Consider the following 24,187-nt stretch of genomic DNA (forward strand, 5'->3'; position numbering starts at 1 on the left):
AAGCACGCGGAGGGCCGCAGCCGAAGTAGGTTTGAAGTTGCGCAATCACAGACCCTGCGACGGCGCCGCAGTCGAGCATTCCACCGCGCAATCGCAGTGTCAATCGTCACGAAGCCGGCACTCCGGATCCGTCCGATGTTGCGCAACTCGTCTCCGATGAACAGGATGGATTCCGTGACTCCCGGCACCTCGCGCCAGCCGACCCTGGCCGACATCGCAGCCCGCGCCGGCACCACCGTGCCGACGGTGTCGAAGGTGCTGAACGGTCGCTCGGACGTGTCCGAGATCACCCGCAACAAGATCATGGAACTGGTCGCGCAGACCGGCTACCGCCGCCGCGGTACGACGCCGGTTGCCCGGCCGTCCAGGGACCGCAGGCTGATCGACCTGGTGATCAGCAACGTGGCCGGCGGCTGGGCCAATCAGGTCCTGGTCGGGGTGGAGAGCGCCGCCGCCGCAGCCGGTTACGACCTGGTGGTGACGGTGGCCCGCCCGGACGGCACCGCCTCGGTCCGCGACGACTGGGTGGCCCGGCTGCTGGCGCGGTCGTCTCCCGGGGTGGTGCTCGCGCTGGTCGACACCGGGATCGACCGGTTGGCCACCCTGCAGGCGGCGGGTGTGCCGGTGGTGCTGCTGGATCCGGTCGACCCGCCCCCGGACTCGGTGGCCAGCGTCGGTGCCACCAACTGGTCGGCCGGCCGGGACGTGGCCGAGCATCTGCTCGGCCTCGGGCATCGGCGTCTGGCCGTGCTCGCGGGCAGCTCCCGCCAGCTCTACAACCGGGCCCGGGTGGACGGCTTCGCCTCCGCCGTCCGGCTGCATCGTGACGATCCCGCCTCGGGCGGGCAGCGCGAGCCCACCGTCTGCCATCTCGAGCGGCAGCACTCCGCGGTCGAGGAGGCCGGCCGATTGCTCGACGACCCGCAACGTCCGACGGCGATCTTCGCCTGCGCCGACTATCTCGCGCTGGCGGTGATGCAGGCCGCGACCGCTCGCGACATCGCCATCCCCCAGCAGCTCAGCCTGGTCGGGTTCGACGATCTACCCGAGGCCGCCTGGGCCGGGCTGACCACCGTACGACAGCCGATCGCGGAAATGGGTGCGGCGGCGATGCGGCTGCTGTTGCGGCTGCGCGAGGCCGACCGACGGTTGCCCCGGGAGGAGCTGGCGACCTCACTGATCATCCGCGACACTACGGCGCCGCCGGCCGGCTGACCGGTCCAGGCCTTGTTCGGTCAACTCGCTCGGGCCGTACCGCCGACGACCGGCGACGGCGGTCGCGTGCACTCCGATGGTGATCAACTCCGGCCCGGTCAGGGTGTACGGATCGCTGTCCAGCAAGACCAGATCGGCCGCATCACCGGCCCGCACGATCCCTGGACCGCAGGTGGAGAAGCGCACCGCGTCGGCGACCGGCAGCTGTTGTTCGCGATGCCACTCGCGCCCGATCACACCGTGCCGATCCACCGCCGCGGCGATCGCGTGCCACGGATCCAGCGGCGCAACCGGGGCGTCCGAACCGAATTCGATCGTGGCGCCCGCCTCGGCCAACGCCGCGTACGGAAATGATCGGCCGGTGCGTCCGGACCAGTAGCGATCAGCGACCGGCCAGTCGTCGATCGCATGCCACGGCTGCACACTGGCGACCACGCCCAGTGCGGCGAACCGACCAAGATCATCATCGGCGACCAGCTGGGCGTGCTCGATCCGACCGGCGATTCCGCTGGCAGCAAAGCAATCCAGCGCGATCGTGTTGGCCCGATCACCGATCGCGTGCACCGCGATCTGCAGGCCGCGACCCCGGGCGTCGGCCATGATCGCGGTCAACTCGTCACGATCAAGAACCAGTTCGCCGTGATCATCGCCACCCGGGTACGGGTCGTGGCAGAGCGCGGTCCGGGTGTTCAACGAGCCGTCGACGAACACGTTGACCGGGCCCATGGTGATCAACCCATCGGTGCCCGACAGCGACTCCCCCGTCCGAAGGCCGCGGGTCGTCCGCTCGGACAAGGTGGCAGCCATCACTCCACAGTCGACCCGGATGGCGACTCCCCCGGCACGCCGTCTCCGCAGCCACACGGTCAGGTTGTCGGCGAACTCGAAGTCCCGGATCCCGGTCAACCCACGAGCGACCGCGCCCCGAAGCGCGGTGTCGACCCAGGCATCGGTCCGGTCGGCGGGCGGCTGCGGCAACGCCGCCAACCCGTCCATCCACACCTTCTCCTTCAGCACCCCGGTCGGATGATCACGATGCCCGAGCAGCGTCATCCCGGCTGAGTTCGCCCAGCCGCAATGCAGGTCACCGCTGATCATGATCACCGGAAGGCTGCCGAATTCGTCGTCCAGCAACGTCTTCGTCGGCTGCTCGGGCCAGAAGCCGTCCCGGAAGCCGGCGGCGATCACCGGCTCGCCATCGACTCGGCGCGATGGTTGATGATCAAGCACGTCCCGGACCAGCCGGGTTGCGTGCTCGGCCGAGGTGGCAGCAGAGACGTCGATGCGTCCTTGCTGGATCGCGTACTGGGTGGCGTGGACGTGCCCGTCGTACAAGCCGGGAATCAGCCAGCGACCCTCGGCATCATGCACAGACGCCCCGTCATTGCGGTGTGGTTCATGATCAACAATGGCGCGGACCCGGCCGTCGCCGATCTTGACGTCGACCAGGCGGTCCGAGCCCGGACGGCGGACAGCAGCCAACCAAAGCGCATCGTCGGTCATCGCCACCGGCCGAGGCTCACGTGACGCGGCGCAAGATCAACACTGCGGCGGACGCCGAGCAGTTGCATCGCTCGCCGGTACTCCTCAGCCAGGATCTCGTACGCTCGCACCACACCATCCTGGCCGCCGGCCATGATCCCGTACAGGTAGGCCCGGCCGACCAGTGCGGCATCGGCGCCCAAGGCGCGTGCCGCAACGATGTCCTGACCGTTGCGAATGCCGCTGTCGACCAGGATCGGCACCCGATCACCGAGGGCAGCACGGACCTCGGGCACCAGCGTGATCGGCGCCGGCGTACGGTCCAGCTGCCGGCCGCCGTGGTTGGACAGCACGACACCGTCGGCGCCGTGCTCGACCGCGGCGACGGCGCCGTCGACCGAGAGAATTCCCTTCACCAGCAGGGTTCCGCGCCAGCTGTCGCGGATCCAGTCCAGGCTCTCCAGGCTGAGGTTGGAGTCGAACACCCGGTCGGCGATCTCGTTGAACTTGTACTTGGACTCCAGGAACATCAACGAGGCAAAGGAAACCTGCTCGGTGGTCAACTTGTTGACCCACCAGTACGGATGCTGAGCCATGTCCGCGATCGTCGACGGCCGCAGCGTCGGCGGGATGGTCAGCCCGTTCCGGTCGTCCCGGAATCGCTTGCCGGAGACCGCGGTGTCGCAGGTCAGCACGATCGTCGAACAGCCCGCGTTCGCCGCCCGGCGGATCAGTTCGGCGTTGATCTCCTGCGAGGTCGGGTAGAGCTGGAACCAGAGATCCACCTCGGGTGCGGCCGCCCGCACCTGCTCCACCGTGCTGTTGCCGACGGTGGACAACCCGTACGGGATGCCGACGGCCTGCGCAACGCGCGCCACCGCCGCCTCGCCGTGGTGATGCATCATCCGGGTGTAGCCGGTCGCGCCGAAGCCGAGCGGCAGCGACCAGGTCCGGCCGAGGAGTTCGACCTCAAGATCAGGATCGGCCACCGCTCGCAGCGCATCGGGATGAAAGGTCAGCCCTCGATAGGCCTGCACGTTGCGCTCGGCGGTGATCTCCGATTCCGCTGCCCCGTCGACGTAGTCGAACACCGATCGCGGGGTGGTCCGGCGTGCGATCTTGCGCAGATCGTCGATGGTCAGCGCGTTGTCCAGCCGCCGCTGAACCCGATCACGGGAGACGGAGCGGAATTGGATGTTCTGTCGAATCTCCGACCAGCGCGGCCGGCGGCGTACCACCTCGACGGGAGGAAGTCCGGGAAGTCGCATCGGCCTCACTCCGCCTGTTCATGATCATCACCGATCCGCAACAACACCTTGCTGGCAGCGGTTCTGTCGGCGGCGGTCCGGAACGCCTGCAGTGCCTCACGCAGCGGGAACTCGTGCGAGATCAGCGGTTCGGGATCGATCTCGTCTGCCAGCAACTCGATCGCCTCGGCAAACTCGGTGTGGAACCGCCAGGACCCGTGCAGCTGGAGCTCCTTGTTCACAAGGGCATTGCCGAGGATCGCGGTCATCCCCGGCGGCAGGATGCCGACCTGAACGACTCGGCCGGCACGGCGTACGGTCCGGATGCAGCTGTTCAGCCCGGGCCCGGAACCGGATGCCTCGATCGCCACGTCGACCTGCTCCGGCCAGGAATCTTCCTGGTCGGCACGCAGCAGCACGTCGGCCCCCATCGACTTCGCCTGAGCCAATGCGAAGTCGGTCAGATCGGAGGCGTAGATGGTGCCCGCGCCGGCCTGTCGCGCTGCCGCCACGGCCAGCGAACCGATCGGCCCGGCGCCGGTGACGAGCACCGACTTGCCGGCGATGTCGCCCGCGCGTTTGACCGCGTGGTGGGCGACGGTGAACGGTTCTGCCAGCGCTGCGCGGCGCAGCGTCATCCCGGCCGGCAGCGGTACCGCGCGATCGGCGCTCACGACGAGCCGTTCGGTGAAGCCGCCCTGGACATGCGGGAAGTGCGCGGCGGACCCGAGGTAACGGCTGGACGGGCACAGTTGCGGGCGGCCGCCGGTGCATTCGGCGCATTCGCCGCACACCTGAGCCGGGTGCACCGCCACCGGCTGCCCCGGTTCGAGTCCGGTCACCCCCACACCGAGCGCACCGACCCGGCCGACCACCTCGTGGCCGGCGACCAAGGGTTCACGGATCACGAACTCGCCGGCGGCGCCGTCGTGGAAGTAGTGCAGATCGGAGCCGCAGATGCCCCCGTACGCGATGTCGACGGCGACCTCGCCGGGCCTGGGCTCCGGCTTCGGCAATTCGGCCACCCGCAGCTGTCCGGCACCTTCGATCACACACGCCAACATCGCCCTCGATCACCTCTCGTCGTCTCGTGCTCACGCATCCGGTCGTCATTGTCGCCCGCCGACGCCCTCCTCCGACACGGGGTCTCGCGCCGAGCCTCCAATCACCATCGGATCGGGTGAAATTCGCACCGACATTGGTGCGAATTTCACCCGTTGGGAGCTGTGCGAAGGAAAGGATGTCCGACATGGGTCCGAGCACCGCGCACACCACCGCCAGCAGAGCCTGGTTGTTGGCCGGCGCCGGCTGGCACTGGCTGCTGGTGCTGGTGACCGGTGCGTCGTTGATCACCCAGACCGTGCTGGTGATCATCGGCGGCATCGACGTCAACTCCGGCGCGGCCACGGCAACCCTGCCGTTGGGCACCCGGCTGGTGAACCTGTTCAGCTTCTTCACCATACAGAGCAACATCCTGGTCCTGGCCGGCGCGATCAGACTGTTGATCGATCCGCGACTGCGTGGCCTCGGCTGGCAGGTGCTGCGACTCGACGGCCTGCTCGGGATCGTGATCACCGGTCTGGTGTACGTGACCGTGTTGCGTCCGCTGATGCAGCCGACCGGGATCCACGCCTTCGTCAATGCCGGTCTGCACTATCTGGCGCCGCCGCTCGCTTTCGTCGGCTGGTTGATCTTCGGCCCGCGTCCGCGGATCTCCTGGCGGGTGTTGATCGTGTCGCTGTGCTGGCCCATCTCCTGGATCGTCTACACCCTGATCCGCGGCGCGATCACCGGCTGGTATCCCTACCCGTTCCTGGACGCCGGCAGCCTCGGCTGGCCGATCGCCCTGCGCAACATCGGTGTCATCGTGCTGATCGCTTTGGTGATCTTGATGATCATGAAAGCGATCGACCGGTTGCGTATCGCCGCGGTTCCCCAGTCAACTCCCCGACCATGAGACAGCCGGCAACAGGACCCGAGTCAACAGGTTGCGATGTAGTCGAAGGATCCCGCGAGGTGGGAGAACGTGTAGCGTTGACCGGCCGATATCGAAGCGCACTTGGTGTCTGGCGCAAACTTGAACACGACCTTGACCCTGACCGCGTGTGTGCAATCGTTTTGCACCGTGACCCGAATCGGGGATTGAGATGTCTTCCGCACACACGACGGTGCTGTCGCGGCAGCCGCATTCGGCGCAGCGATGGTCAACGCAGAAATCGCGGGTACCCCGGCAGAGGCTAACGTCAAGCCGGTTCGGATCTTTGTCATGGAGTCTCCTCAGGCACGCGATTGACGATGCCAGACATAGCGGGAAGCGGACTCCGGTCGACGGCCCCTGCGGTGCGAGCGAGCAGTCGTTGTTACTGTGCGGCTTGCCGTCCGCCAACTCCACCGGCACAACGCAAACGAGCTGTACGGCTCCGCGATCGCCGAAGCGGGCATAGCGGTGACATTCCTTCGGCCGTGCGCGCTGCTCGCAAGATCGTCGTTGATCATCCGCAGTCTGGCCGATCCGTGAGCTTGAGACTCCTGGCACCGGGCTGAGCGCTCTGGGCCGCCGCTCAGCACCCGGCCCTACTCTGTCGTCGTGCTAGCACCGATCCCCCTGGCGCTCGACATCGGCCCGAGCGAGTTGTTGATCATCCTGGTGATCGTCGTCGTGCTTTTCGGCGGCAGCCGGTTGGCCGGTCTCGGCAAGGGTGCCGGGCGGGCCCTGCGCGAATTCAAGGAAGAGACGCAGTCACCCGACGAGATCCCGGCGGACGATCAGCAGAAGGCAGCATCCCCGAATCTGGGTGCCGAATCTGCAGCCGAGCCGCCAGCACCGGCACCGGCACCGGAGAACAAGGTCGCCTCGTAGTGCCCAGCTCGTAGTCCCCGGCGCCGATTGGTGCGAGTGGCTAGCGCTGCACCGCGTTCAGGTGTGCGGCGATGTCCCGCGGTCGGCCGATCTCGTTGAGCATCGTCCAGGCAACGACGCCGTCGGCGTCCAGCACGAACGATCCTCGAGTCGCACAGCCCAGCTCCGCGTCGAAGACGCCGTACGCACTCGCGGTCGCGCCGTGTGGCCAGAAGTCGCTGAGCAGACCGAACCCCAACCCGAGTTGGTCGGCGAAGGTACGCAGCGCGTAGATGGTGTCGACGGAGATCGCCAGCACTCGGGCACCGGCCGCGGTGAAGTCGGGCCATGCCTCCTGCAGCTCGGCCAGCTCGCGGCTGCAGATGCCGCTGAAGGCGTACGGATAGAACACCAGCAGCGCGGGCGCGCCGAGCAGATCTCGCCGCTCGACGACCTCGCCGTGCTGATTGCGCAACGCGAAGTCCGGCGCCGGATCTCCGACGTCCAGCGCCATGGTCACCCCTTCCAGCCGACTTGTCAGCGTCCGAAGGCGCTGTGGCGCGCCCTGAAGCCGACCCGTCGGTTCAGTGTCGCGAGCCCTTCGGTGGCACCAGTTTGCTGGCGGTCCAGCCGCTGGTCACCGGGACCGTACTGGTCAGCGCCAGCCCGGCCGTCACCGCGCCCTCGTTCAGATCGGTGGCGTCGACAAAGCCCTCGCGGCCGACCTTCGGCGTCAGCAGCCAGACGTAGCCGTTGTCGCTGAGATCGGTGACCGCGTCGACCAGACCGTCGATCAGGTCGCCGTCCGCGTCACGCCACCAGAGCAGTACGACGTCGACCGGCTCCATCGCCTCCTCGATCAATTCACCCTGGATGAGGTCCTCGATCTCGGTCCGAAGCGTCTCGTCGACGTCCTCGTCCCATCCCAACTCCTGGACGATCTGACCAGGTTTGAAACCGAGCCTCGAAACGGCCGAAGACGTAGGTTCGGGCCGCGCGGAAGAACTCACAACACCTCCAGTCCCAGCCCCGCCCGGTTGGCGAGGAACTTGGTCTAACACCCGTTGCCGGAGCGCTGGGCTCGGGCGAATCACCGGCGGTGCCGCCCTTTGATCCGTCAGACTGCCAGAGCTTGCGCGTCTGGGGAAAGTTCGGCGGACGGAAATGCCGTGTTGTTATGCATCGTTTCTCCGCTGCCGGGGCATTTGTCGCCTGAAGCCAAAGATTGGCCAAAGCCGGCGGCCCGGCCCGGCGCCCGTTCGCGAAACCGGTAACCGGCCCGGCGGCCAATGCACAGGACCGCGTACGAGCGGTTCGGCCGAGGTGACAGGATGGGACGCACGTGAACCGAACCTGCCGACCTGCGCACCAGCTCGTCGGCACGACCAAACCTGCAACGAGACCGCAGCACCACCCAGAGCTGCAACGAGTGAGGAGCCTCGATGGCCAGTCCTGGAAAGCGCCCAGCCATCACCGCTGAGGGCCTGCCCAGCCAGATCCCCGACACCGATCCCGAAGAGACCCGGGAGTGGTTGGAGTCGCTGGACGGTCTGCTCGCTCAGGACGGCAAGCACCGGGCGCGATTCATCATGCTGAAGCTGCTGGAGCACGCCCGCGAGCGGCAGGTCGGCCTGCCGGCCCTGCGCAGTAGCGACTACATCAACACCATCTCCACCGAGCTGGAGCCGGATTTCCCCGGCGACGAGCTGATCGAGCGCCGGATCCGGGCCTTCATCCGGTGGAACGCCGCGATCATGGTGTCCAAGGCCAACCGCAAGGGCCTCGAGGTCGGCGGCCACATCGCCACCTATCAGAGCGTGGCCAGCCTGTACGAGGTCGGCTTCAACCACTTCTTCCGGGGCAAGGACCATCCGGGCGGCGGTGACCAGGTCTTCTTCCAGGGCCACGCCTCCCCCGGCATCTACTCCCGCGCCTTCCTCGAGGGCCGGCTGAGCACCGAGCAGTTGGACGGCTTCCGGCAGGACGCCTCGCGCGGTCCGGGCCGGTCGGTCACCTCTTACCCGCATCCGCGGATCATGCCCGACTTCTGGGAGTTCCCCACGGTGTCGATGGGCATCGGCGGGGTGAACTCGATCTACCAGGCGCGGTTCAACCGTTACCTGCACAACCGCGGCATCCGCGACACCTCGCAGCAGCGGGTCTGGGGCTTCCTCGGCGACGGCGAGATGGGCGAGGTCGAATCGCTCGGCGCGATCGGCGTGGCCGCACGGGAAGAGCTGGACAACCTGACCTGGGTGATCAACTGCAACCTGCAGCAGTTGGACGGTCCGGTCCGCGGCAACGGCAAGGTCGTCCAGGAGTTGGAGTCGATGTTCCTCGGCGCCGGCTGGAACGTGATCAAGGTCTTGTGGAGTCGGGACTGGGATCCGCTGCTCAAGGCCGACGTGTCCGGCGCGCTGGTGAACAAGATGAACACCACGCCGGACGGCCAGTTCCAGACCTACTCGGTGGAGAACGGCGCCTACATCCGGGACAAGTTCTTCGACTCGCCCGAGCTGCAGCGGATGGTGCAGAACTACACCGATGATGATCTTCGCCGGCTCGGCCGCGGTGGTCACGACTACCGCAAGGTGTACGCGGCCTTCAAGGCTGCCACCGAGCACGTCGGTCAGCCGACGGTGATCCTGGCTCAGACCGTGAAGGGCTGGACCATCGACGCGCTGGAGGCGCGCAACGCGACGCACCAGATGAAGAAGCTGACCACCGACGACCTGAAGGCGTTCCGGGACCGGCTGTACCTGCCGATCAGCGATGATCAACTGACCGATCCGTACGATCCGCCGTACTTCCATCCGGGTGCGGATTCGCCGGAAATGCAGTACATGCAGGAAAGGCGGCGTGAGCTCGGTGGCTACCTGCCGGAGCGACGGGTCAAGCCCAAGATCGTCAAGCTGCCCGGTGACGACGTCTACACCCCGCTGATGAAGTCGGCCGGCAACGCCAAGGTGGCCACCACCCAGGCACTGGTCCGGTTGCTGCGGGACCTGATGAAGGATCCGGAGATCGGCCAGCGGATCGTGCCGATCGCGCCGGACGAATTCCGCACCTTCGGCATGGACTCGATGTTCCCGACGGCGAAGATCTACTCCCCGCACGAGCAGACCTACGACTCGGTGGACCGCAAGCTGCTGCTGAGTTGGAAGGAAGGCCCGAAGGGCCAGCTGCTGCACGAGGGCATCTCCGAGGTCGGCGCACTCGGCTCGTTCACTGCTGCGGGTACGGCGTACTCCACCCACGGCGAGCCGATGATCCCGATCTACATCTTCTACTCGATGTTCGGCTTCCAGCGCACCGGCGACTTCATCTGGGCGGCTGCCGACCAGATGAGCCGCGGCTTCCTGATCGGCGCCACTGCCGGTCGGACCACACTCACCGGCGAGGGCACCCAGCACGCCGACGGGCATTCTCCCTTGCTGGCTTCGACGAACCCGGCCGTGGTGCACTACGACCCGGCGTTCGGGTTCGAGATCGCGCAGATCGTCAAGGACGGCCTGCGCCGGATGTACGGCTACGAGTCCGAGGAGCATCCAGGCGGCGAGGACGTGATCTACTACCTGACCGTCTACAACGAGCCGGTCGACCAGCCGGGTCCGCCGGATGATCTTGATGTGTCGGCGATCCTGAAGGGCATCTACCGCTTCAAGTACGCGCCGGAGATCAACTCCGACGGTGATCATCCGGTGGCGCAGGTGCTGGCCTCCGGGGTCGCGATGCCGTCGGCGCTGAAGGCGCAGCAGCTGCTCGCTGAGGAGTGGGGTGTGGCCGCAGACGTCTGGTCGGTGACCTCCTGGAACGAGCTGCGCCGCGAGGCGCTGGAAGTTGATCACCACAACTTCAACCATCCGGGCGAGGACCGGCGGACTCCGTACGTCACTCAGGCGTTGCAGGGGACCGAGGGCCCGGCGATCGCGGTCAGCGACTACATGCATGCGGTTCAAGATCAGATTCAGCAGTGGGTGCCGAACAAGTGGCTGTCACTCGGCGCCGACGGCTTCGGCATCGCCGACACCCGAGCGGGTGCGCGGCGCTACTTCCAGGTCGACGCACAATCGATCGTTGTGGCCACCCTGGAGGCGCTGGCCCGCGACGGCAAGGTCGACGCCGACGCACCCGCGCAGGCGTACAAGAAGTACGAGCTGAACGATCCGACCTCGACCTCCGGTGTGCAGCAGGAGGGCGCCGGCGCGTAGTTGATCTTGCCCGACTTGATCTTGCTCTGCTGATGCGCGGTGACCCTGCTCGGGTCACCGCGCATTTGCGTGCTCGGCGGCCAGCAACCGCCAGCCGAGCTTCTTCGACGCAGCTCGGTCGAACGTGATCATCTCGTCGATGCTGAAGAGTTCCAGTGCGCCCTGGATGAGTGCGTCGGCGAAGTCCGCGCCCGCTTCGGCCAGAGTCAACGCCCTGACCACGCCCTCACCATCGTCGAATTCCAACGACTCGTTCTCCACCAATGCGCGGACGACGGCAAGACAGGCGGACTTCGGGTAGCGATAGACGCGCGAGAGCACCCAGTAGAGCTCAACCATCACCACTTGGGTGATGAACCCGGGCCGTTCGGGCGAAAGTCGCCCGACCGCCTGGACCGCAGCTGCATGCTGCTCTGGATCGGCGTCGACGAAGAACCTGACCAGGACGTTGGTATCGAATCCGATCATTTCAGCTGCGAGTCGGACTGGTCAGCATCGAGTCCCGCCATGCCACTCTCAGCGGCCGCGTCCGCGATCGCGTCGTTCATCTCCTCGATCGACATCGCCCGCTGCCCCGGCCGATGCAGGATGCCCTTCAGATCGGACAGCTTCCCGGTCCGGGCAACGATTCTGACATCGCCCGGGCCGACCCGGACGAACATCAGTTTCGAGCCGGGCACCAGTTTCAGCTCGTCCCGGATGTCCTTGGGCACGGTGATCTGCCCCTTGCTGGTCATGGTTGCGGTCGACATCGCTACTCCTTACATCTGGCGCTACTCCTTACCACGGACGGTACGCCGATCGTGGTGCGAGCGGTAGCCAAATCGAGTTCGCCACCGAGGTTGTGGCCGACGTCCGGCCGCCGAGAGGGTCAAATCCTGGCGCATTGTCAGCTCGTGCGGCACCAATCGCGGAGTCGGTCGACCGGCCACGTGTTGAGGATCCGGTCCGGCTCGATGCCTGCCTGCTCGGCGCGTTCGCAACCGTAGGACAGGAAGTCCAGCTGGCCCGGAGCGTGCGCGTCGGTGTCGATGCTGAACAGACAGCCCATCTCGTACGCGAGTTTCAGTAGCCGCATCGGCGGGTCGCGGCGCTCCGGGCGGGAGTTGATCTCCACCGCGGTGTTGAACTGCCGGCACGCCTCGAACACCACCTCGGCGTCGAACACCGACTCCGGCCTGGTGCCCCGCTCCCCTTCGATCAGCCGGCCGGTGCAGTGGCCGAGCACGTTCACCCGCGGGTTGGCGATCGCGGCCACCATCCGGTGCGTCATCGACTCCGAGTCCGACCGCAACTCCGAATGCACGCTGGCCACCACCACGTCCAACTCGGCCAGCAGGTCCTTCTCCTGATCGAGGGACCCGTCGGACAGGATGTCGACCTCGATCCCCTGCAAGATCACGAACGGCTCCAGTTCGCGACCAAGATCACGTACCACCGCGAGCTGCTCGCGCAGACGCTCGGCGCTGAGACCGCGGGCCACCTTGAGCCGAGGCGAGTGATCGGTGATCGCGCAGTACTCGTGGCCGAGATCGCGCGCGGTGATCATCATCTCCGCCAGCGGACTGCCACCATCGGACCAATCCGAGTGCACATGCAGATCGCCGCGGAGCGCCGGTCGAAGTTGATCACCACCGGTGGCCAGCGGGGTCGCGGCGTCGCGCAGCTTGGCCAGCGATGCGGGCAGTTCACCCTGCTCTGCTTCGATGATCACCGCGGCCGTCTTCGGCCCGATGCCGCCGAGCTCGGCCCAGCTCTTGCGCCCCCGATGATCATCGAACGCGGCCGGCGACAGGCTTTCGACGGCATCGGCGGCGCGGCGGTAGGCGCGGACCCGGTGAGTGTCGGCACGCGAACGTTCAAGCCAGAAGCCGATCTCGCGCAGGGCGGCCACCGCACCCGGATGATCATCGGTGCCGATCTTGCCGGTCTCAGGACGGGCCACTCCGCTTCCTCCTCACCTCGGTTCCTGTGCAGCCTACGCAAGGGAATACGCTGCGCTGCATGGCGGCAACCCCTCGTGGCATCAGCAAGTCGCTGTTGCCGTCGGCCAAGACCCGGGCCGCGATCGCCAAGCGGATGGCCGAAGTGTCCGGCGCGATGACCACCGCGGCGGTTGCCGAGATGGAACACCGGCACGCCTGGTTCTCCGAGCTCGACGCCAAGCACCGGTCCTGGATCACCCTGGTCGCGCAGGCCGGCATCGACGGTTTCGTGCACTGGTTCGCCGATCCGGAACCGTCCCGGCCGTCCACTGCCGACGTCTTCGGTTCGGCGCCCCGGGAGCTGGCCAAGAAGATCTCGCTCTACCAGACGGTCGAGTTGGTGCGGACCACGATCGAGGTCGCCGAGAAGCAGATCGACGAGTTGATGCCCCGCGCGGACCGGCCGGTGCTGCAGGCAGCCATGATGCAGTACAGCCGCGAGGTCGCCTTCACCGCGGCCGAGATCTACGCCCGGGCCGCCGAGTTGCGAGGCGCCTGGGATGCCCGACTGGAGGCACTGGTCGCGGACGCGGTGATCCGGGGTGAGACCGACGAGACGGTGCTGTCCCGGGCCTCGGCGCTGGGGTGGCGCTCCTCGGCCGACGTCGTGGTCGTGGTCGGCGCCGAACCCGAGGACGAGCCGACCGTGGCGATCGAGAGCATCCGGCACGAGTGCGCGAAGGCCGGCATCGACATGCTCGGCGCGGTCCAGGGTGATCGGCTGCTGGTGGTGCTCGGTGGCGGCGACATCGCCGATCCGGAGTTCGCCAGTCGCACGGTGGAACGCTTCGCGGGCATCTTCGGCCCGGGCCCGATCGTGATCGGGCCGCCGGTCGATCATCTCGCCGACGCCACCCGGAGCACCCGGGCCGCACTGTCGGGCTATCGAGCGGCCGCCGGTTGGCCGGACGCACCCCGCCCCGTACGCGCCGACGAGTTGCTGCCCGAGCGGGCACTGTCCGGCGACGGACACGCTCGCCGCGCCCTGGCCCGGTTGATCTACACCCCGCTCGCCGATGCCGGCAGTGGACTGCTGGAGACCCTGGTCGTCTTCCTCGACAACGGTGCCAGCGTCGAGGCGACCGCGCGGGCGTTGTTCGTGCACGCCAACACCGTTCGGTATCGGTTGAAGCGGATCCAGGAGGTCTCCGGCTACAGCCCCACCGATCCCCGGGACGCGTACGTGCTTCGGCTCGCCGTCACGCTGGGTCGCCTGCTGCCCGCCGACGGCCGCCCCGGCACCTGACGCCGGCAACGGTCCAGCACAAGCCGGATTTCGAGCCGGCCGAACCACCCGGAGTGCAGACCTGTTCACGTACTGGTCGCGTCTTTGTAGGGATCTGACAACTCGACATCAAGAGATTCGTGGTGTCGCTGCGCGACTGCGGACGGGTCGGCACGGAAGAGTTGTCCCGTGCTCGCCATTGTCGCGCCCGGCCAGGGTGCCCAAACGCCGGGATTCCTCAAGCCGTGGATCGCTGAGTCATCCTTCGCCGAGCGACTCGACTGGCTGTCGGCGGTGAGCGGGCTCGACCTGGCGCATTACGGCTCGGAAGCCGACGCCGAGACCATCCGCGACACCGCGATCGCCCAGCCGCTGCTGGTCGCCGCCGGCCTGCTGGCCGCACTCGAACTCTTCCCGCATCCGGCCGACGCCTATCGCTCGATCGGTGTCGCCGCCGGCCACTCGGTCGGTGAGATCACCGCAGCGGCCGGCGTCGGGGTGCTGACCGCCGAGCAGGCGATGGTGCTGGTTCGCGAACGGGGCAAGGCGATGGCGGCGGCCAGCGCCACCACCCCGACCTCGATGACCGCGGTGATCGGCGGCAACCCGGACGAGGTGCTGAGCAAGATCGAGGACCACGACCTGACCGCCGCCAACAACAACGGGCGCGGCCAGATCGTCGCCGCCGGCACGATCGCCCAGCTGAAGGAACTGGCCGCCGATCCGCCGGCCCGGGCCCGCCTGATCGAGCTCAGCGTCGCCGGCGCTTTCCACACCCGGCACATGGCGCCGGCCGTTCAGCATCTGCAGGATCTGGCCCGGGCCATCTCGACCCACGACCCGCGCACCCGATTGCTGTCCAATGCCGACGGCCAGGTGGTGCATGACGGCGTCGAGGTGCTGCAGCGCTTGGTGCGCCAGGTGTCCTCACCGGTTCGCTGGGACCTGTGCATGCAGACGATGGCCGACCTCGGCGTCACCGGCCTGCTGGAGATCCCACCGGCCGGCACCCTAACCGGCATTGCCAAGCGCAATCTCAAGGGTGTCGAGGTGTTCGCGTTGAACACTCCGGACCAGCTCGGCGAGGCCGCCGAATTCGTTCGCAAACACGCCGATGCGAGCAGCTGGGGCCAGATCAACGCGAACCCGACCTGGCGATTGATCGTCTCCCCGGGCAAGGGTCAGTTCATCCGGACCGACGATCTGGCCACCGGCAGCGTGCTGCCGCAACACAGCACCATCGGCGCGGTGAAGAATCTCCGCGAGGAGATCCCGATCAGTGCGCCGCACGGTGGCATCATCACCGAATGGCTGGCCGAGGACGGCGATCCCGTCTCACCCGGCCAACCACTGCTCCGATTGCATCCGGTTGTCGAGACCTCGGACGCAACCGAGGTAACCCGCTGATGATCATGAACGAGCCAACAGCCCGTACGTGATCAACAACTGAACTCGGACCACCCGGTCCACAAACACAGGCAAGATCAACAACACAAGGGAGAACACCCCAGATGGCAACCACCGAAGAGATCCGCAGCGACCTGGCCGACATCGTCAACGAGGTCGCCGGCGTGCCGGCCGACGACGTCCAGCTGGACAAGTCCTTCACCGATGATCTTGACGTCGACTCGCTCTCGATGGTCGAGATCATCTACGCCGCCGAGGAGAAGTTCGGCGTCAGCATTCCCGACGAAGAGGCCAAGAACCTCAAGACCGTCGGTGACGCCGTCGCCTACATCGAGCGCGCCGCTGCCTGATCCGGCACGAGCTCATCGTCGGCGTCCGGCGGCACGTTCCGGACGCCGGCGGCCTGGGTACAAGTCCATCCCGCCGGCGTCGTTCGGCGTACCTTCAGCACAATCGAGGAGTTCTCGCTGATGTCCTCCAAACCCGTAGTCGTCACCGGCCTGGGAGCCACCACTCCCCTCGGCGGCGACGTGGAATCCACCTGGGCTGGAATGGTCGCCGGCAAATCCGGTGTCCGCCCGATCGAGGCGGACTGGGCCAAGGACCTGCCGTCGCGGATCGCCGGTCAGCTGGCCGTCGACCCGTCGGAGGTGCTGGATCGGGTCGAGGCTCGCCGGCTGGATCGCTTTGCTCAGTTGGCGATCATCGCGGCCAATCAGGCCTGGGCCGACGCCGGGTACGGGTTCGGCGAGGACAATCCGGTCGACCGGGAGCGGCTGGCCACCAGCATCGGCTCCGGGATCGGCGGCATGCACACCCTGCTCGGCCAGTGGGATGTGCAGAAGGAGAAAGGCCTGCGCCGGGTCAGCCCACTGACCGTGCCGATGTTGATGGGCAATGCCGGGGCCGCCCAGGTCAGCATGCGGTTGGGTGCCCAGGCCGGCGCTCACACCCCGATCTCGGCCTGCGCCACCAGCAACGAGGCCCTGGCTCTCGGCCTGGACCTGATCCGGCTCGGCCGGGCCGACGTGGTCGTCGCGGGCGGTTCGGAGTCGGTGATTCATCCGCTGCCGATCAACGCCTTCAGTCAGATGCAGGCCACCAGCCGGCGCAACGACGAGCCGCAGCTCGCCTCCCGGCCCTTCGACCGGGACCGGGACGGCTTCGTACTGGCCGAGGGCGCGGCGATCTTCATCCTGGAATCGCTGGAGCACGCACAGGCTCGCGGTGCCCGGATCTACGGCGAGTTCGCCGGTGCCGGCACCACCTCCGACGCCTACGACATCGTCCAGCCGGATCCGACCGGGTTGAGCCAGGGTCGGGCCATGAAGCTGGCGCTGCGGGAAGCCGAACTGGCGCCGACCGACATCGTGCACGTGAACGCCCACGCCACGTCGACGCCGACCGGTGATCCGGCCGAGGCAACCTCGATCCGTTTCGCCCTCGGCGAGGACACCAGCGCGATCGTCACCGCTACCAAGTCGATGACCGGGCACCTGCTCGGCGGCGCCGGGGCGCTGGAGTCGCTGGCCACCCTGCTGGCGCTGCGCAATCGGATCGTCCCGCCGACCATCAACCTGGAGAACCCGGAGCCCGGGCTGGGCATCGACATCGCCACCACCGCTCGGGAGCTGCCGAGCGGCGACCTGGCCGGGATCAACAACTCCTTCGGTTTCGGTGGGCACAACGTCGCCCTCGCCTTCACGAATCGGTACGCCTCGTCGACCGACGGCACCGCGGGAGATTGAGATGACAGCCGTCGTTCGCGATCACGGCGTGCCGGATCAAGACCAGACGAAGCTCCCTCGTGAGCTCGATCCGCGCAACCCGAATCTGCGACTGGCGGCTCTGCTCGACGAGGGCAGTCCGGAGCTGATCACCGAGGACGACGGCTGCGGCATGCTCGCCGCGACCGGCACGATCGACGGCAACCCGGTGGTCGCGTTCTGCTCGGACGCCACCATGTCCGGTGGCGCGATGGGCAACGACGGCTGTGCCGCCGTGGTGCGCGCCTATCAACTGGCGTTGCAGAAGCAGCTGCCGATCATCGGCATCTGGCACGCCGGTGGCGCTCGGTTGCAGGAGGGCGTGCTCTCACTGGACGCCGTCGGCAAGATCTTCAACGCGATGACGCACGCCTCCGGCAAGATCCCGCAGATCTCCGTCGTGCTTGGCCCGGCCGCCGGCGGTGCCGCGTACGGCCCGGCGCTGACCGACATCGTGATCCTGGGGCCGGAGGGCCGCATCTTCGTCACCGGCCCGGATGTGGTCCGCTCGGTCACCGGCGAGGACGTCAACATGCTCCGGCTCGGCGGCCCGGACACCCACGGCCGCCGCTCCGGCGTCGTGCACGTGGTCGCCGACGACGAGGCCGATGCGTTGACCAGAGCCCGTACGTTGATCGGGCTGCTGTCCGACCAGGGCGCGGTCGATCGCAACGTCGCCGATGTTGATCTTGCTGCCCTGTTGCCGGAGTCGGCCAAACGCGCCTACGACGTGCACCCGGTGCTGGAGGCGTTGCTGGACGACGGCTCGATGATCGAACTGCACGCCCGCTGGGCCCCCAACATCACCGTCGCCTTCGGCCGGCTCGGTGGTCGGACCGTCGGCGTGATCGCCAACAATCCGCTCCGGTTGGGTGGCTGCCTGGACTCGCTCAGCGCCGAGAAGGCCGCCCGGTTCGTCCGGATGTGCGATGCCTTCGGGGTGCCGGTGGTGGTGCTGGTCGACGTGCCCGGTTACCTGCCCGGTGTGGGCCAGGAATGGGACGGCGTGGTGCGTCGTGGCGCCAAACTGCTGCATGCGTTCAGCGAGGCGGTGGTGCCGCGAGTCACCGTGGTCACCCGCAAGGCGTACGGCGGTGCCTACATTGCGATGAACTCTCGCTCGTTGGGCGCCACCAAGGTGTTCGCCTGGCCCGGCGCCCAGGTGGCGGTGATGGGCTCGGTGGCCGCGGTCCGGATCCTGCATCGGCGCAAGCTGGCCGCGACCCCGGAGGATCTGCGTCCGCAGGTGGAGGCCGAGTTGGCCGCCGAACACGATCGGATCGCCGGCGGCGTGGAGAAGGCGGTAGAGATCGGTGTGGTGGACGAGATCGTCTCGCCGTCCGGGACCCGTACGGCGATCGCGGCCGCGATCGCCGACGCCGACACGGGTGCCCGCGGACAGCACGGCAACATCCCGCTCTGAACCGATGGCGACCTCGATCTCATCGGATCTCTCCTTCGATCCGGACCGCGCCGTCACCGCCGACGAAGTGCCGCCGGTGGTGGCCGACCTGGCCGCCGGCGCACCGATCCGCTGGATCTGGGCCAATGGCGTGCACGGTCGCACCTATCGAATCGACCGCGGTGATCACACGGAATACGTGAAGTGGGGTGCCGACCACGAGGAGGTCGACCTCGAACTGGAGGCCGAGAAACTGCGCTGGGCCCGCACATCGGTGACGGTTCCCGAGGTACTCGGCGTCGGCCGCGACTCGGCCACGTCGACCTGGATGCACACGGCCGGAATCCCTGCCCAGTCGGCGATTGCTCCACGCTGGAAGGCCGACCCGCTCACCGCCGCCCGCGCTATCGGCGCCGGCCTGCGTCGATTTCATGATCACCTTCCGGTCGCGGACTGCCCGTGGTCGTGGCGGATCGCCGACCGGGCGACCAAGATCAAGAAGCCCGAGGACCAGGTGCTGATCGAGCAGGCACCACCGGAAGATCAACTCGTCGTCTGCCACGGCGACGCGTGCTCGCCCAACACCCTGATCGGCGACGACGGCCGCTGCGCCGGTCATGTTGATCTCGGCAGCCTCGGCGTCGGTGACCGCTGGGCGGACCTGGCGATCGCGACCTACAGCCTGAGCTGGAATTTCGAGCCGGCCAACGAGGACGAACTGCTGGCCGCGTACGGAGTAGAGCCGGACGTCGACCGGATCGCCTACTACCGCAGGCTCTGGGACGCCACCTGAGGCCGTCAGGACATGCAGGCGTTGATCAACCGGTTGAAGCCGATCCGGGCGTGCTGGATCGCCTTCGGATCAAGATCAAGTTGCATGGCGTGGTTGAGCGAGAGCATCAGCCCGGTGGCCTCGAAGATCACTTGCTCGACGTCGGTGTCGGGGGCGAACGAACCGTCGCCGATCGCGACCTCGATCTGTTCGGCCAGGTAGGTCCGCCAGTCGTCGGTGAGCCGCCGGGCGACGTCGTGCACCGGCCCGGGCCGGCCGTCGTAGTCGGTGGTCACCTGGGTGAAGAAGCAGCCGCCGGGAAAGACGCCGCGTTCCAGATGGGAGATCCAGGCGTCGACCAGCGCCCGCAGCCGGGGCAGGCCGGCTGGGGCGTGGGCGGCCGGCAGGATCACCTCGCGCCGATAGATCCGCACCGCCTCGTTGAGCACACCGAGCTGGAGATCCAGCTTGTTGCCGAAATGCCCGATCACACCGGACTTGCTCATCGCCAGTTCGTCGGCCAGCCGGCCCAGGGTGATGGCGTCCAAGCCCTCGGTCGAGGCGATGTCCACTCCCGCGGCGACGATGAGGTGCCGGGTCTGCTGCGCCTGCGCTGCCGAACGTCGTGGACTCACAGCTAAAGATTAACGCAGGGAATATTTTAGAGAACGGGCGTACGCTAAACTCCGCGTCGTGACCGATGACATCCCGGCCAACGAGCCGTCGACGCAGTCCGTTCCCGGCACGGGAACCGCGGCCGAGGTCCCGCAACCGACGCGGCACGGCTCCGAGATCATCGGCGCCGGCTACTATCAGCCGGCCCGGGTGCTCAGCAACCATGACCTCGAAGGCATGGTCGAGACCAACGACGAATGGATCCGGCAGCGGACCGGGATTCGCGAACGCCGGATCGCCGGCGACGACGAGACGGTCCCGATGATGGCCACCGCCGCCGCCCAGGATGCCTTGGACAACGCCGGCGTCACCGCCGCGGCGGTCGATCTGATCGTGGTCGCGACCTGCACCTCGGACCAGCGCTCCCCCAACACCGCCGGCCGGGTGTCGAAGAATCTCGGCACGCCGTCGCCGGTGGCGATGGACATCAACGTGGCCTGTTCCGGATTCGTGCATGCGCTGGCGATCGCCGACCAGGCGATCCAGGCCGGCACCGCCACCACCGCGCTGGTGATCGCCTCGGAGAAACTGAGTGCCGTCACCGACTGGACCGACCGCAGCACCTGCATCCTGATCGCCGACGGAGCCGGCGCGTTGGTTCTGCGCCGTTCCGACCGGCCTCGGATCAGTCCGGTCACCTGGGGCACCGAGCCGGACCTGACCGACGCCGTCGTGATCGAGCCGCCAACGAACAAGTTCGTCCAGGACGGCAAGCAGGTCTTCAAGTGGGCGATCTCCGAGGCCGCGGGTTACGCCAGCAAGACCGTAACCAACGCCGGTTTTCAGCTCGAGGATCTCGGCGGACTCTTCAGCCACCAGGCCAATCTCCGGATCATCGAGCCGCTGGCCCGACAGCTCGGACTGGCCGACAAGATCGTCGCCACCGACGTGGTCACCTCCGGCAACACCTCGGCGGCCTCCATCCCGCTGGCCTTCGCCAAGATGTGGCAGGCCGGCGAACTCCCCGCCGACACCCCGTTCCTGCTGTTCGCCTTCGGCGGCGGCTTCGCCTACGCCGGCCTGGTCGCCCACACCCCCCGAGTTTGATTTGTTCGCTTCGCTCACGCGGGGGGCGACCCCCGGACCCCCGGGCGTGGCCGCTTCCACAAATCATCTCCACTCGGCCGCTCCGCGACCGGCGGCATACGCGGCCGCGGGTGCGTTCCCCGAGTAAGACGCCGCTGCTCTGCGGTGACGATCGGAAGTCACATCGAGATTTCGTGGGGTTGGACGTCGAGTTGGCCGCGGCCCTGCTGGCTGGTGACGGCGTTGTCGATCACCGGTTCGGGTTCGCCGGCGGTCTTCATCCAGGCCAGCAGCCGATCGCGCAGATGATCACTGAGCTCGCGGTGGGACGGTAGGCCGACCAGATTGTTCAGTTCGTACGGGTCCGCCTCGAGGTCGTAGAGATATCGCTCGACGTAGTGATCACTGCCGGCATCCTTCGGATCCGCATCCGGTGCCTGGATGCCGTACTTCCACCGCTGGGTCCGGATCGCGCGTGCGGTCTCGGACTCGCTGACCTGAATGAACGCCTCCCCCGCCGGCCGTTCGGCCGAATGCATCGCGGGCACCAGGGACGGCTGAATCCCCACCGGGGCGTCGATTCCGGCCAACTCGTACAAGGTGGCCGGCAGTCCGACGGTGCTGACCACGTCCTCGACCACCCGGCCGCGCGGCACCCGCGGTCCCCTGATCATCAGCGGCACCCGGGTGGAGCCGTCGTGCACCGAGCGCTTGTACTCGCTGTTGCGGGTCTTGAAGTGACAACCATGATCAGAACTGAAGACGGTGATCGTCTCGTCGTACAGGCCGAGGCTGCGCAACGCGTCCAGCAGCCGGCCGTACGCCTCGTCCATCCGCTTGATCATCCCGTAGTAGCCGCCGATCTGCTGGAACGTGGTTCCGTGCAGGCTGGCCAGATCCGGCGGCAGCCAGCTGCCGTGATAGCGGTCGCGATACACCTCCGGCGCCGGGTAGTCGTCTCGCCGATTCTGGTGATGCGGCTCCAGGAAGGACAGGAACAGCAGGAACGGTTCGTGCTGATGGTCAACCAGGTAACGGATCGCGGCGTCGGTGAGCGCGTCGATCCGGTAGCCGGGCAGGTCGACCGGCTCACCGTCGTTGTCGTAGAGCCGGGTCGAGTACGAGTCCGAGGTGTGCTCGAGTGCGTTGGCGGCCAGCCAGTCGTCGTAGCCGCCGCGCTGCTCCGGCCGCACCGGCCCCTTGGAACCGGGGTCGGCGAGATGCCACTTGCCGAGGTAGCCGGTGCGGTAGCCGGCCGCACCGAACCGCTTGGCCAGGGTGTCGGCGTCGGTGGCCAGATTCAGACCGTTGCGGTGCACGCCGTTGGTGGTGGCGAAATTCCCTGTCTGCAAACAGGATCTGGCCGGGGTGCAGAGCGGCTGCGGGGTATGCGCGTTGTCGAACCAGGTGCCGGATCGGGCAGCATGATCAAGATTGGGCGTCAACTCGACCGGGTTGCCGCCGATCCCGGTGGCGTCCCAGCGTTGTTGATCGGTGAGGAAGACGATCACCGGCGGCATGCTCGGCCGCTCGGCCCGGCGACGGTTGAGGGCGCTGAATTCGGTCATCGTCGTCCTTCGAACAGGTCGTGCAGTTGTGGATGGTGCTCGCAGTAGCGATCGAGCAATTTATCCGCCACCGACACCGAGTCAACCAACGGGTGCAGGGCGAACGCCAGCAGTGCTTCTGTTCGCGAACCTTCTCGGACTGCGGTGATGACGTGTCGTTCGACGGCCTTGACCTGCTGCATCAGCCCGAGTTCGCGCAGTCCCGGCTGTCGATCCAAGACCAGCGAATGGACGCCGTTGGCGTCGATCATGGTGGGCACCTCCACCACGGCGTCGGCGGCCAGTCCGGCGACGGTGCCGCGATTGCGGACGTTGAGGATCGCCGTCGATCGTTGATCCCGGCTGATCGCTTGCATCACGGCCAGAGCGACCCCGGCATAACCCAGCTGGCCCGGGTCGGCAGCGGGATGATGATCATGATCCGTGGCCGGTGCGCCCTGTGATCCGCCCTTGGCCTCGGCCATATAGCTCGCCTCGCGCCGATCCACCGCCCGCTGCCAACTCGTCGCCGGCGACTCGGCCGCAGCAGCCTCGCGATAGAAGGCGGACTGCGTCTCCGCCAGGAAGTCTCCCCGGGTCGGGCCGGAGCCGATGATCTTGGCCACCGCTTCGCGGGTGAAGTCGTAGTAGTACAGGTATTCGTTAGGAATCATGCCCAGCGCCCGCAGCCAGTCCGGGCCGAAGATCGTCGCCTCCTCCAGTTGGGCGAGAAGATGATCATCGGCCAGCAGCTCGGGCAGCACGTCCCGGCCGCGAACCAGGATCCGACGCATCCAGCCGAGGTGGTTGAGCCCGACGTAGTCGAGCTGGAGCTGATCATGATCATGGCCGAGGATGCCGGCCACCCGGCGGCCCAGCTCGGACGGAGTGTCGCAGATTCCGACCACTCGGTCACCGAGTTCGGCTTGCAGGGCTTCGGTGATGATGCCGGCCGGGTTGGTGAAGTTCAGCAGGTACGCGTCGGGTGCCACTTGCTTGATCCGTCGGGCGATGTCGATCATCACCGGCAGCGTCCGTAACGCGTACGCGATCCCGCCCGGCCCGGTGGTCTCCTGCCCCAACACCCCAAGATCAAGAGCGATGTGTTCGTCCAGCTGCCGACCGTGCACTCCGCCGACCCGGATGGCGGCAAACACGAAATCACTGCACTGCAGGGCACTGTCGAGGTCGTCGGCGGCTTCCAGTGTGGGCGGGCTCGGAAATTCGGCAGCCAGCTGGTTCAAGATCTTGATCATGGTCGACTGCCGGGCCGGATCGGCGTCGTACAGGGCAACCCGGTCCACCCGCGGGGTCTCGGTGTCGCGTAGCAACGCCTGCCAGACGAACGGCGTACGGAATCCACCGCCGCCGAGGATGCAGAGCTTCAT

23 protein-coding genes are annotated in these 24,187 nt (G+C 67.3%); 11 read left to right on the top strand and 12 right to left on the bottom strand.

Annotation, left to right across the window (positions count from 1 at the left end; all coding sequences use genetic code 11):
* Positions 1–174 precede the first annotated feature (174 nt).
* Positions 175–1,215, top strand: a complete 1,041-nt coding sequence (locus FOE78_RS17235; RefSeq protein WP_210414641.1) for a LacI family DNA-binding transcriptional regulator — start codon at positions 175–177, stop codon at positions 1,213–1,215.
* Here FOE78_RS17235 and FOE78_RS17240 read toward each other — a convergent pair.
* Genes FOE78_RS17240 through FOE78_RS17250 form a run of 3 tightly spaced genes read right to left on the bottom strand, consistent with a single transcriptional unit; the run spans position 1,174 to position 4,996 of the window.
* Positions 1,174–2,718, bottom strand: a complete 1,545-nt coding sequence (locus FOE78_RS17240; protein WP_143988883.1) for an amidohydrolase — start codon at positions 2,716–2,718, stop codon at positions 1,174–1,176. The two genes, FOE78_RS17235 and FOE78_RS17240, sit on opposite strands and share 42 nt — an antisense overlap.
* On the bottom strand, positions 2,715–3,965 hold the full coding sequence (locus FOE78_RS17245; RefSeq protein ID WP_143987391.1) for an alpha-hydroxy acid oxidase: 1,251 nt from the start codon (positions 3,963–3,965) through the stop codon (positions 2,715–2,717). The genes FOE78_RS17240 and FOE78_RS17245 overlap by 4 nt, the downstream gene beginning before the upstream one ends.
* Positions 3,966–3,970: 5 nt before the next feature.
* Positions 3,971–4,996 carry an L-idonate 5-dehydrogenase gene (locus FOE78_RS17250; RefSeq protein ID WP_210414643.1) on the bottom strand — a complete coding sequence of 342 codons (1,026 nt, stop codon included), beginning with the start codon at positions 4,994–4,996 and terminating at the stop codon, positions 3,971–3,973.
* A 197-nt stretch (positions 4,997–5,193) separates the two neighbouring features.
* Here FOE78_RS17250 and FOE78_RS17255 point away from each other — a divergent pair, with 197 nt between their 5' ends.
* A complete protein-coding gene (locus FOE78_RS17255) occupies positions 5,194–5,901 on the top strand; it encodes a Pr6Pr family membrane protein (RefSeq protein ID WP_143987393.1) in 708 nt (235 codons plus the stop codon).
* A gap of 23 nt (positions 5,902–5,924) precedes the next feature.
* Here FOE78_RS17255 and FOE78_RS24845 read toward each other — a convergent pair whose 3' ends face one another.
* The gene (locus tag FOE78_RS24845) at positions 5,925–6,212 is read right to left on the bottom strand and encodes a hypothetical protein (protein WP_143987394.1); all 288 of its coding nucleotides are present in this window, start codon (positions 6,210–6,212) and stop codon (positions 5,925–5,927) included.
* Positions 6,213–6,531: 319 nt separating this feature from the next.
* Here FOE78_RS24845 and tatA point away from each other — a divergent pair, with 319 nt between their 5' ends.
* A complete protein-coding gene (gene tatA, locus FOE78_RS24580) occupies positions 6,532–6,804 on the top strand; it encodes a twin-arginine translocase TatA/TatE family subunit (RefSeq protein WP_323125695.1) in 273 nt (90 codons plus the stop codon).
* Positions 6,805–6,844: 40 nt separating this feature from the next.
* On the opposite strand, the gene FOE78_RS17270 is transcribed toward tatA, so the two are convergent.
* Both FOE78_RS17270 and FOE78_RS17275 read right to left on the bottom strand, forming a co-directional pair.
* Positions 6,845–7,297, bottom strand: a complete 453-nt coding sequence (locus FOE78_RS17270; protein WP_143987395.1) for a peroxiredoxin — start codon at positions 7,295–7,297, stop codon at positions 6,845–6,847.
* Positions 7,298–7,367: 70 nt separating this feature from the next.
* A complete protein-coding gene (locus FOE78_RS17275; RefSeq protein WP_143987396.1) occupies positions 7,368–7,793 on the bottom strand; it encodes a DUF3052 domain-containing protein in 426 nt (141 codons plus the stop codon).
* A 432-nt stretch (positions 7,794–8,225) separates the two neighbouring features.
* Between FOE78_RS17275 and aceE the strand changes: the two genes are divergently transcribed.
* Positions 8,226–10,994, top strand: a complete 2,769-nt coding sequence (gene aceE / locus FOE78_RS17280; RefSeq protein ID WP_143987397.1) for a pyruvate dehydrogenase (acetyl-transferring), homodimeric type — start codon at positions 8,226–8,228, stop codon at positions 10,992–10,994.
* Positions 10,995–11,048: 54 nt separating this feature from the next.
* Here the strand turns inward: aceE and FOE78_RS17285 are convergent, their stop codons facing one another.
* From FOE78_RS17285 to FOE78_RS17295, 3 genes are all read right to left on the bottom strand, one after another.
* A complete protein-coding gene (locus FOE78_RS17285) occupies positions 11,049–11,462 on the bottom strand; it encodes a PIN domain-containing protein (protein WP_143987398.1) in 414 nt (137 codons plus the stop codon).
* The gene (locus FOE78_RS17290) at positions 11,459–11,746 is read right to left on the bottom strand and encodes an AbrB/MazE/SpoVT family DNA-binding domain-containing protein (protein WP_168207564.1); all 288 of its coding nucleotides are present in this window, start codon (positions 11,744–11,746) and stop codon (positions 11,459–11,461) included. Before FOE78_RS17290 ends, FOE78_RS17285 begins: the two co-directional genes overlap by 4 nt.
* Before the next feature lie 137 nt (positions 11,747–11,883).
* Positions 11,884–12,939: a PHP domain-containing protein gene (locus tag FOE78_RS17295; RefSeq protein WP_228265869.1), complete on the bottom strand. Its 1,056-nt coding sequence runs from the start codon at positions 12,937–12,939 to the stop codon at positions 11,884–11,886.
* A 59-nt stretch (positions 12,940–12,998) separates the two neighbouring features.
* Here FOE78_RS17295 and FOE78_RS17300 point away from each other — a divergent pair, with 59 nt between their 5' ends.
* From FOE78_RS17300 to FOE78_RS17325, 6 genes are all read left to right on the top strand, one after another.
* Positions 12,999–14,225 (top strand): PucR family transcriptional regulator, encoded by a 1,227-nt coding sequence (locus FOE78_RS17300; RefSeq protein ID WP_143987399.1) that lies wholly within the window; start codon positions 12,999–13,001, stop codon positions 14,223–14,225.
* A 168-nt stretch (positions 14,226–14,393) separates the two neighbouring features.
* Positions 14,394–15,611 (top strand): acyltransferase domain-containing protein, encoded by a 1,218-nt coding sequence (locus tag FOE78_RS17305; RefSeq protein ID WP_143987400.1) that lies wholly within the window; start codon positions 14,394–14,396, stop codon positions 15,609–15,611.
* A gap of 104 nt (positions 15,612–15,715) precedes the next feature.
* On the top strand, positions 15,716–15,961 hold the full coding sequence (locus FOE78_RS17310; RefSeq protein WP_143987401.1) for an acyl carrier protein: 246 nt from the start codon (positions 15,716–15,718) through the stop codon (positions 15,959–15,961).
* A gap of 120 nt (positions 15,962–16,081) precedes the next feature.
* Positions 16,082–17,359 carry a beta-ketoacyl-[acyl-carrier-protein] synthase family protein gene (locus FOE78_RS17315; RefSeq protein WP_143987402.1) on the top strand — a complete coding sequence of 426 codons (1,278 nt, stop codon included), beginning with the start codon at positions 16,082–16,084 and terminating at the stop codon, positions 17,357–17,359.
* Between the two features lies 1 nt (position 17,360).
* Positions 17,361–18,800 (top strand): acyl-CoA carboxylase subunit beta, encoded by a 1,440-nt coding sequence (locus FOE78_RS17320; RefSeq protein WP_143987403.1) that lies wholly within the window; start codon positions 17,361–17,363, stop codon positions 18,798–18,800.
* 4 nt (positions 18,801–18,804) lie between these two features.
* On the top strand, positions 18,805–19,572 hold the full coding sequence (locus FOE78_RS17325; RefSeq protein ID WP_143987404.1) for an aminoglycoside 3'-phosphotransferase: 768 nt from the start codon (positions 18,805–18,807) through the stop codon (positions 19,570–19,572).
* A gap of 5 nt (positions 19,573–19,577) precedes the next feature.
* Here FOE78_RS17325 and FOE78_RS17330 read toward each other — a convergent pair whose 3' ends face one another.
* Complete coding sequence (locus FOE78_RS17330; RefSeq protein ID WP_143987405.1) at positions 19,578–20,186, bottom strand: TetR/AcrR family transcriptional regulator; 609 nt, start codon at positions 20,184–20,186, stop codon at positions 19,578–19,580.
* 58 nt (positions 20,187–20,244) lie between these two features.
* Between FOE78_RS17330 and FOE78_RS17335 the strand changes: the two genes are divergently transcribed.
* A complete protein-coding gene (locus FOE78_RS17335; protein ID WP_228265870.1) occupies positions 20,245–21,273 on the top strand; it encodes a beta-ketoacyl-ACP synthase III in 1,029 nt (342 codons plus the stop codon).
* 158 nt (positions 21,274–21,431) lie between these two features.
* On the opposite strand, the gene FOE78_RS17340 is transcribed toward FOE78_RS17335, so the two are convergent.
* Together FOE78_RS17340 and FOE78_RS17345 are read right to left on the bottom strand one after the other, a co-directional pair.
* Entirely contained in the window at positions 21,432–22,820 is a 1,389-nt protein-coding gene (locus tag FOE78_RS17340) for a sulfatase-like hydrolase/transferase (protein ID WP_143987406.1), read from the bottom strand.
* On the bottom strand, positions 22,817–24,187 hold the full coding sequence (locus FOE78_RS17345; RefSeq protein ID WP_143987407.1) for a 6-phospho-beta-glucosidase: 1,371 nt from the start codon (positions 24,185–24,187) through the stop codon (positions 22,817–22,819). The genes FOE78_RS17340 and FOE78_RS17345 overlap by 4 nt, the downstream gene beginning before the upstream one ends.

The organism is Microlunatus elymi, assembly GCF_007362775.1.
In the GTDB taxonomy this organism is placed as follows: Bacteria; Actinomycetota; Actinomycetes; order Propionibacteriales; family Propionibacteriaceae; genus Microlunatus; species Microlunatus elymi.

What these genes read in the sequence shown, in the direction of transcription:
- FOE78_RS17245 (WP_143987391.1), bottom strand. Translation starts at nt 3,965, where the DNA reads ATGCGACTTCCCGGACTTCCTCCCGTCGAGGTGGTACGCCGCCGGCCG.
- FOE78_RS17290 (WP_168207564.1), bottom strand. Translation starts at nt 11,746, where the DNA reads ATGTCGACCGCAACCATGACCAGCAAGGGGCAGATCACCGTGCCCAAG.
- FOE78_RS17310 (WP_143987401.1), top strand. Translation starts at nt 15,716, where the DNA reads ATGGCAACCACCGAAGAGATCCGCAGCGACCTGGCCGACATCGTCAAC.
- FOE78_RS17315 (WP_143987402.1), top strand. Translation starts at nt 16,082, where the DNA reads ATGTCCTCCAAACCCGTAGTCGTCACCGGCCTGGGAGCCACCACTCCC.
- FOE78_RS17300 (WP_143987399.1), top strand. Translation starts at nt 12,999, where the DNA reads ATGGCGGCAACCCCTCGTGGCATCAGCAAGTCGCTGTTGCCGTCGGCC.
- FOE78_RS24845 (WP_143987394.1), bottom strand. Translation starts at nt 6,212, where the DNA reads ATGACAAAGATCCGAACCGGCTTGACGTTAGCCTCTGCCGGGGTACCC.
- FOE78_RS17320 (WP_143987403.1), top strand. Translation starts at nt 17,361, where the DNA reads ATGACAGCCGTCGTTCGCGATCACGGCGTGCCGGATCAAGACCAGACG.
- FOE78_RS17325 (WP_143987404.1), top strand. Translation starts at nt 18,805, where the DNA reads ATGGCGACCTCGATCTCATCGGATCTCTCCTTCGATCCGGACCGCGCC.
- FOE78_RS17340 (WP_143987406.1), bottom strand. Translation starts at nt 22,820, where the DNA reads ATGACCGAATTCAGCGCCCTCAACCGTCGCCGGGCCGAGCGGCCGAGC.
- FOE78_RS17255 (WP_143987393.1), top strand. Translation starts at nt 5,194, where the DNA reads ATGGGTCCGAGCACCGCGCACACCACCGCCAGCAGAGCCTGGTTGTTG.
- FOE78_RS17270 (WP_143987395.1), bottom strand. Translation starts at nt 7,297, where the DNA reads ATGGCGCTGGACGTCGGAGATCCGGCGCCGGACTTCGCGTTGCGCAAT.
- aceE (WP_143987397.1), top strand. Translation starts at nt 8,226, where the DNA reads ATGGCCAGTCCTGGAAAGCGCCCAGCCATCACCGCTGAGGGCCTGCCC.
- FOE78_RS17285 (WP_143987398.1), bottom strand. Translation starts at nt 11,462, where the DNA reads ATGATCGGATTCGATACCAACGTCCTGGTCAGGTTCTTCGTCGACGCC.
- FOE78_RS17240 (WP_143988883.1), bottom strand. Translation starts at nt 2,718, where the DNA reads ATGACCGACGATGCGCTTTGGTTGGCTGCTGTCCGCCGTCCGGGCTCG.
- FOE78_RS17345 (WP_143987407.1), bottom strand. Translation starts at nt 24,187, where the DNA reads ATGAAGCTCTGCATCCTCGGCGGCGGTGGATTCCGTACGCCGTTCGTC.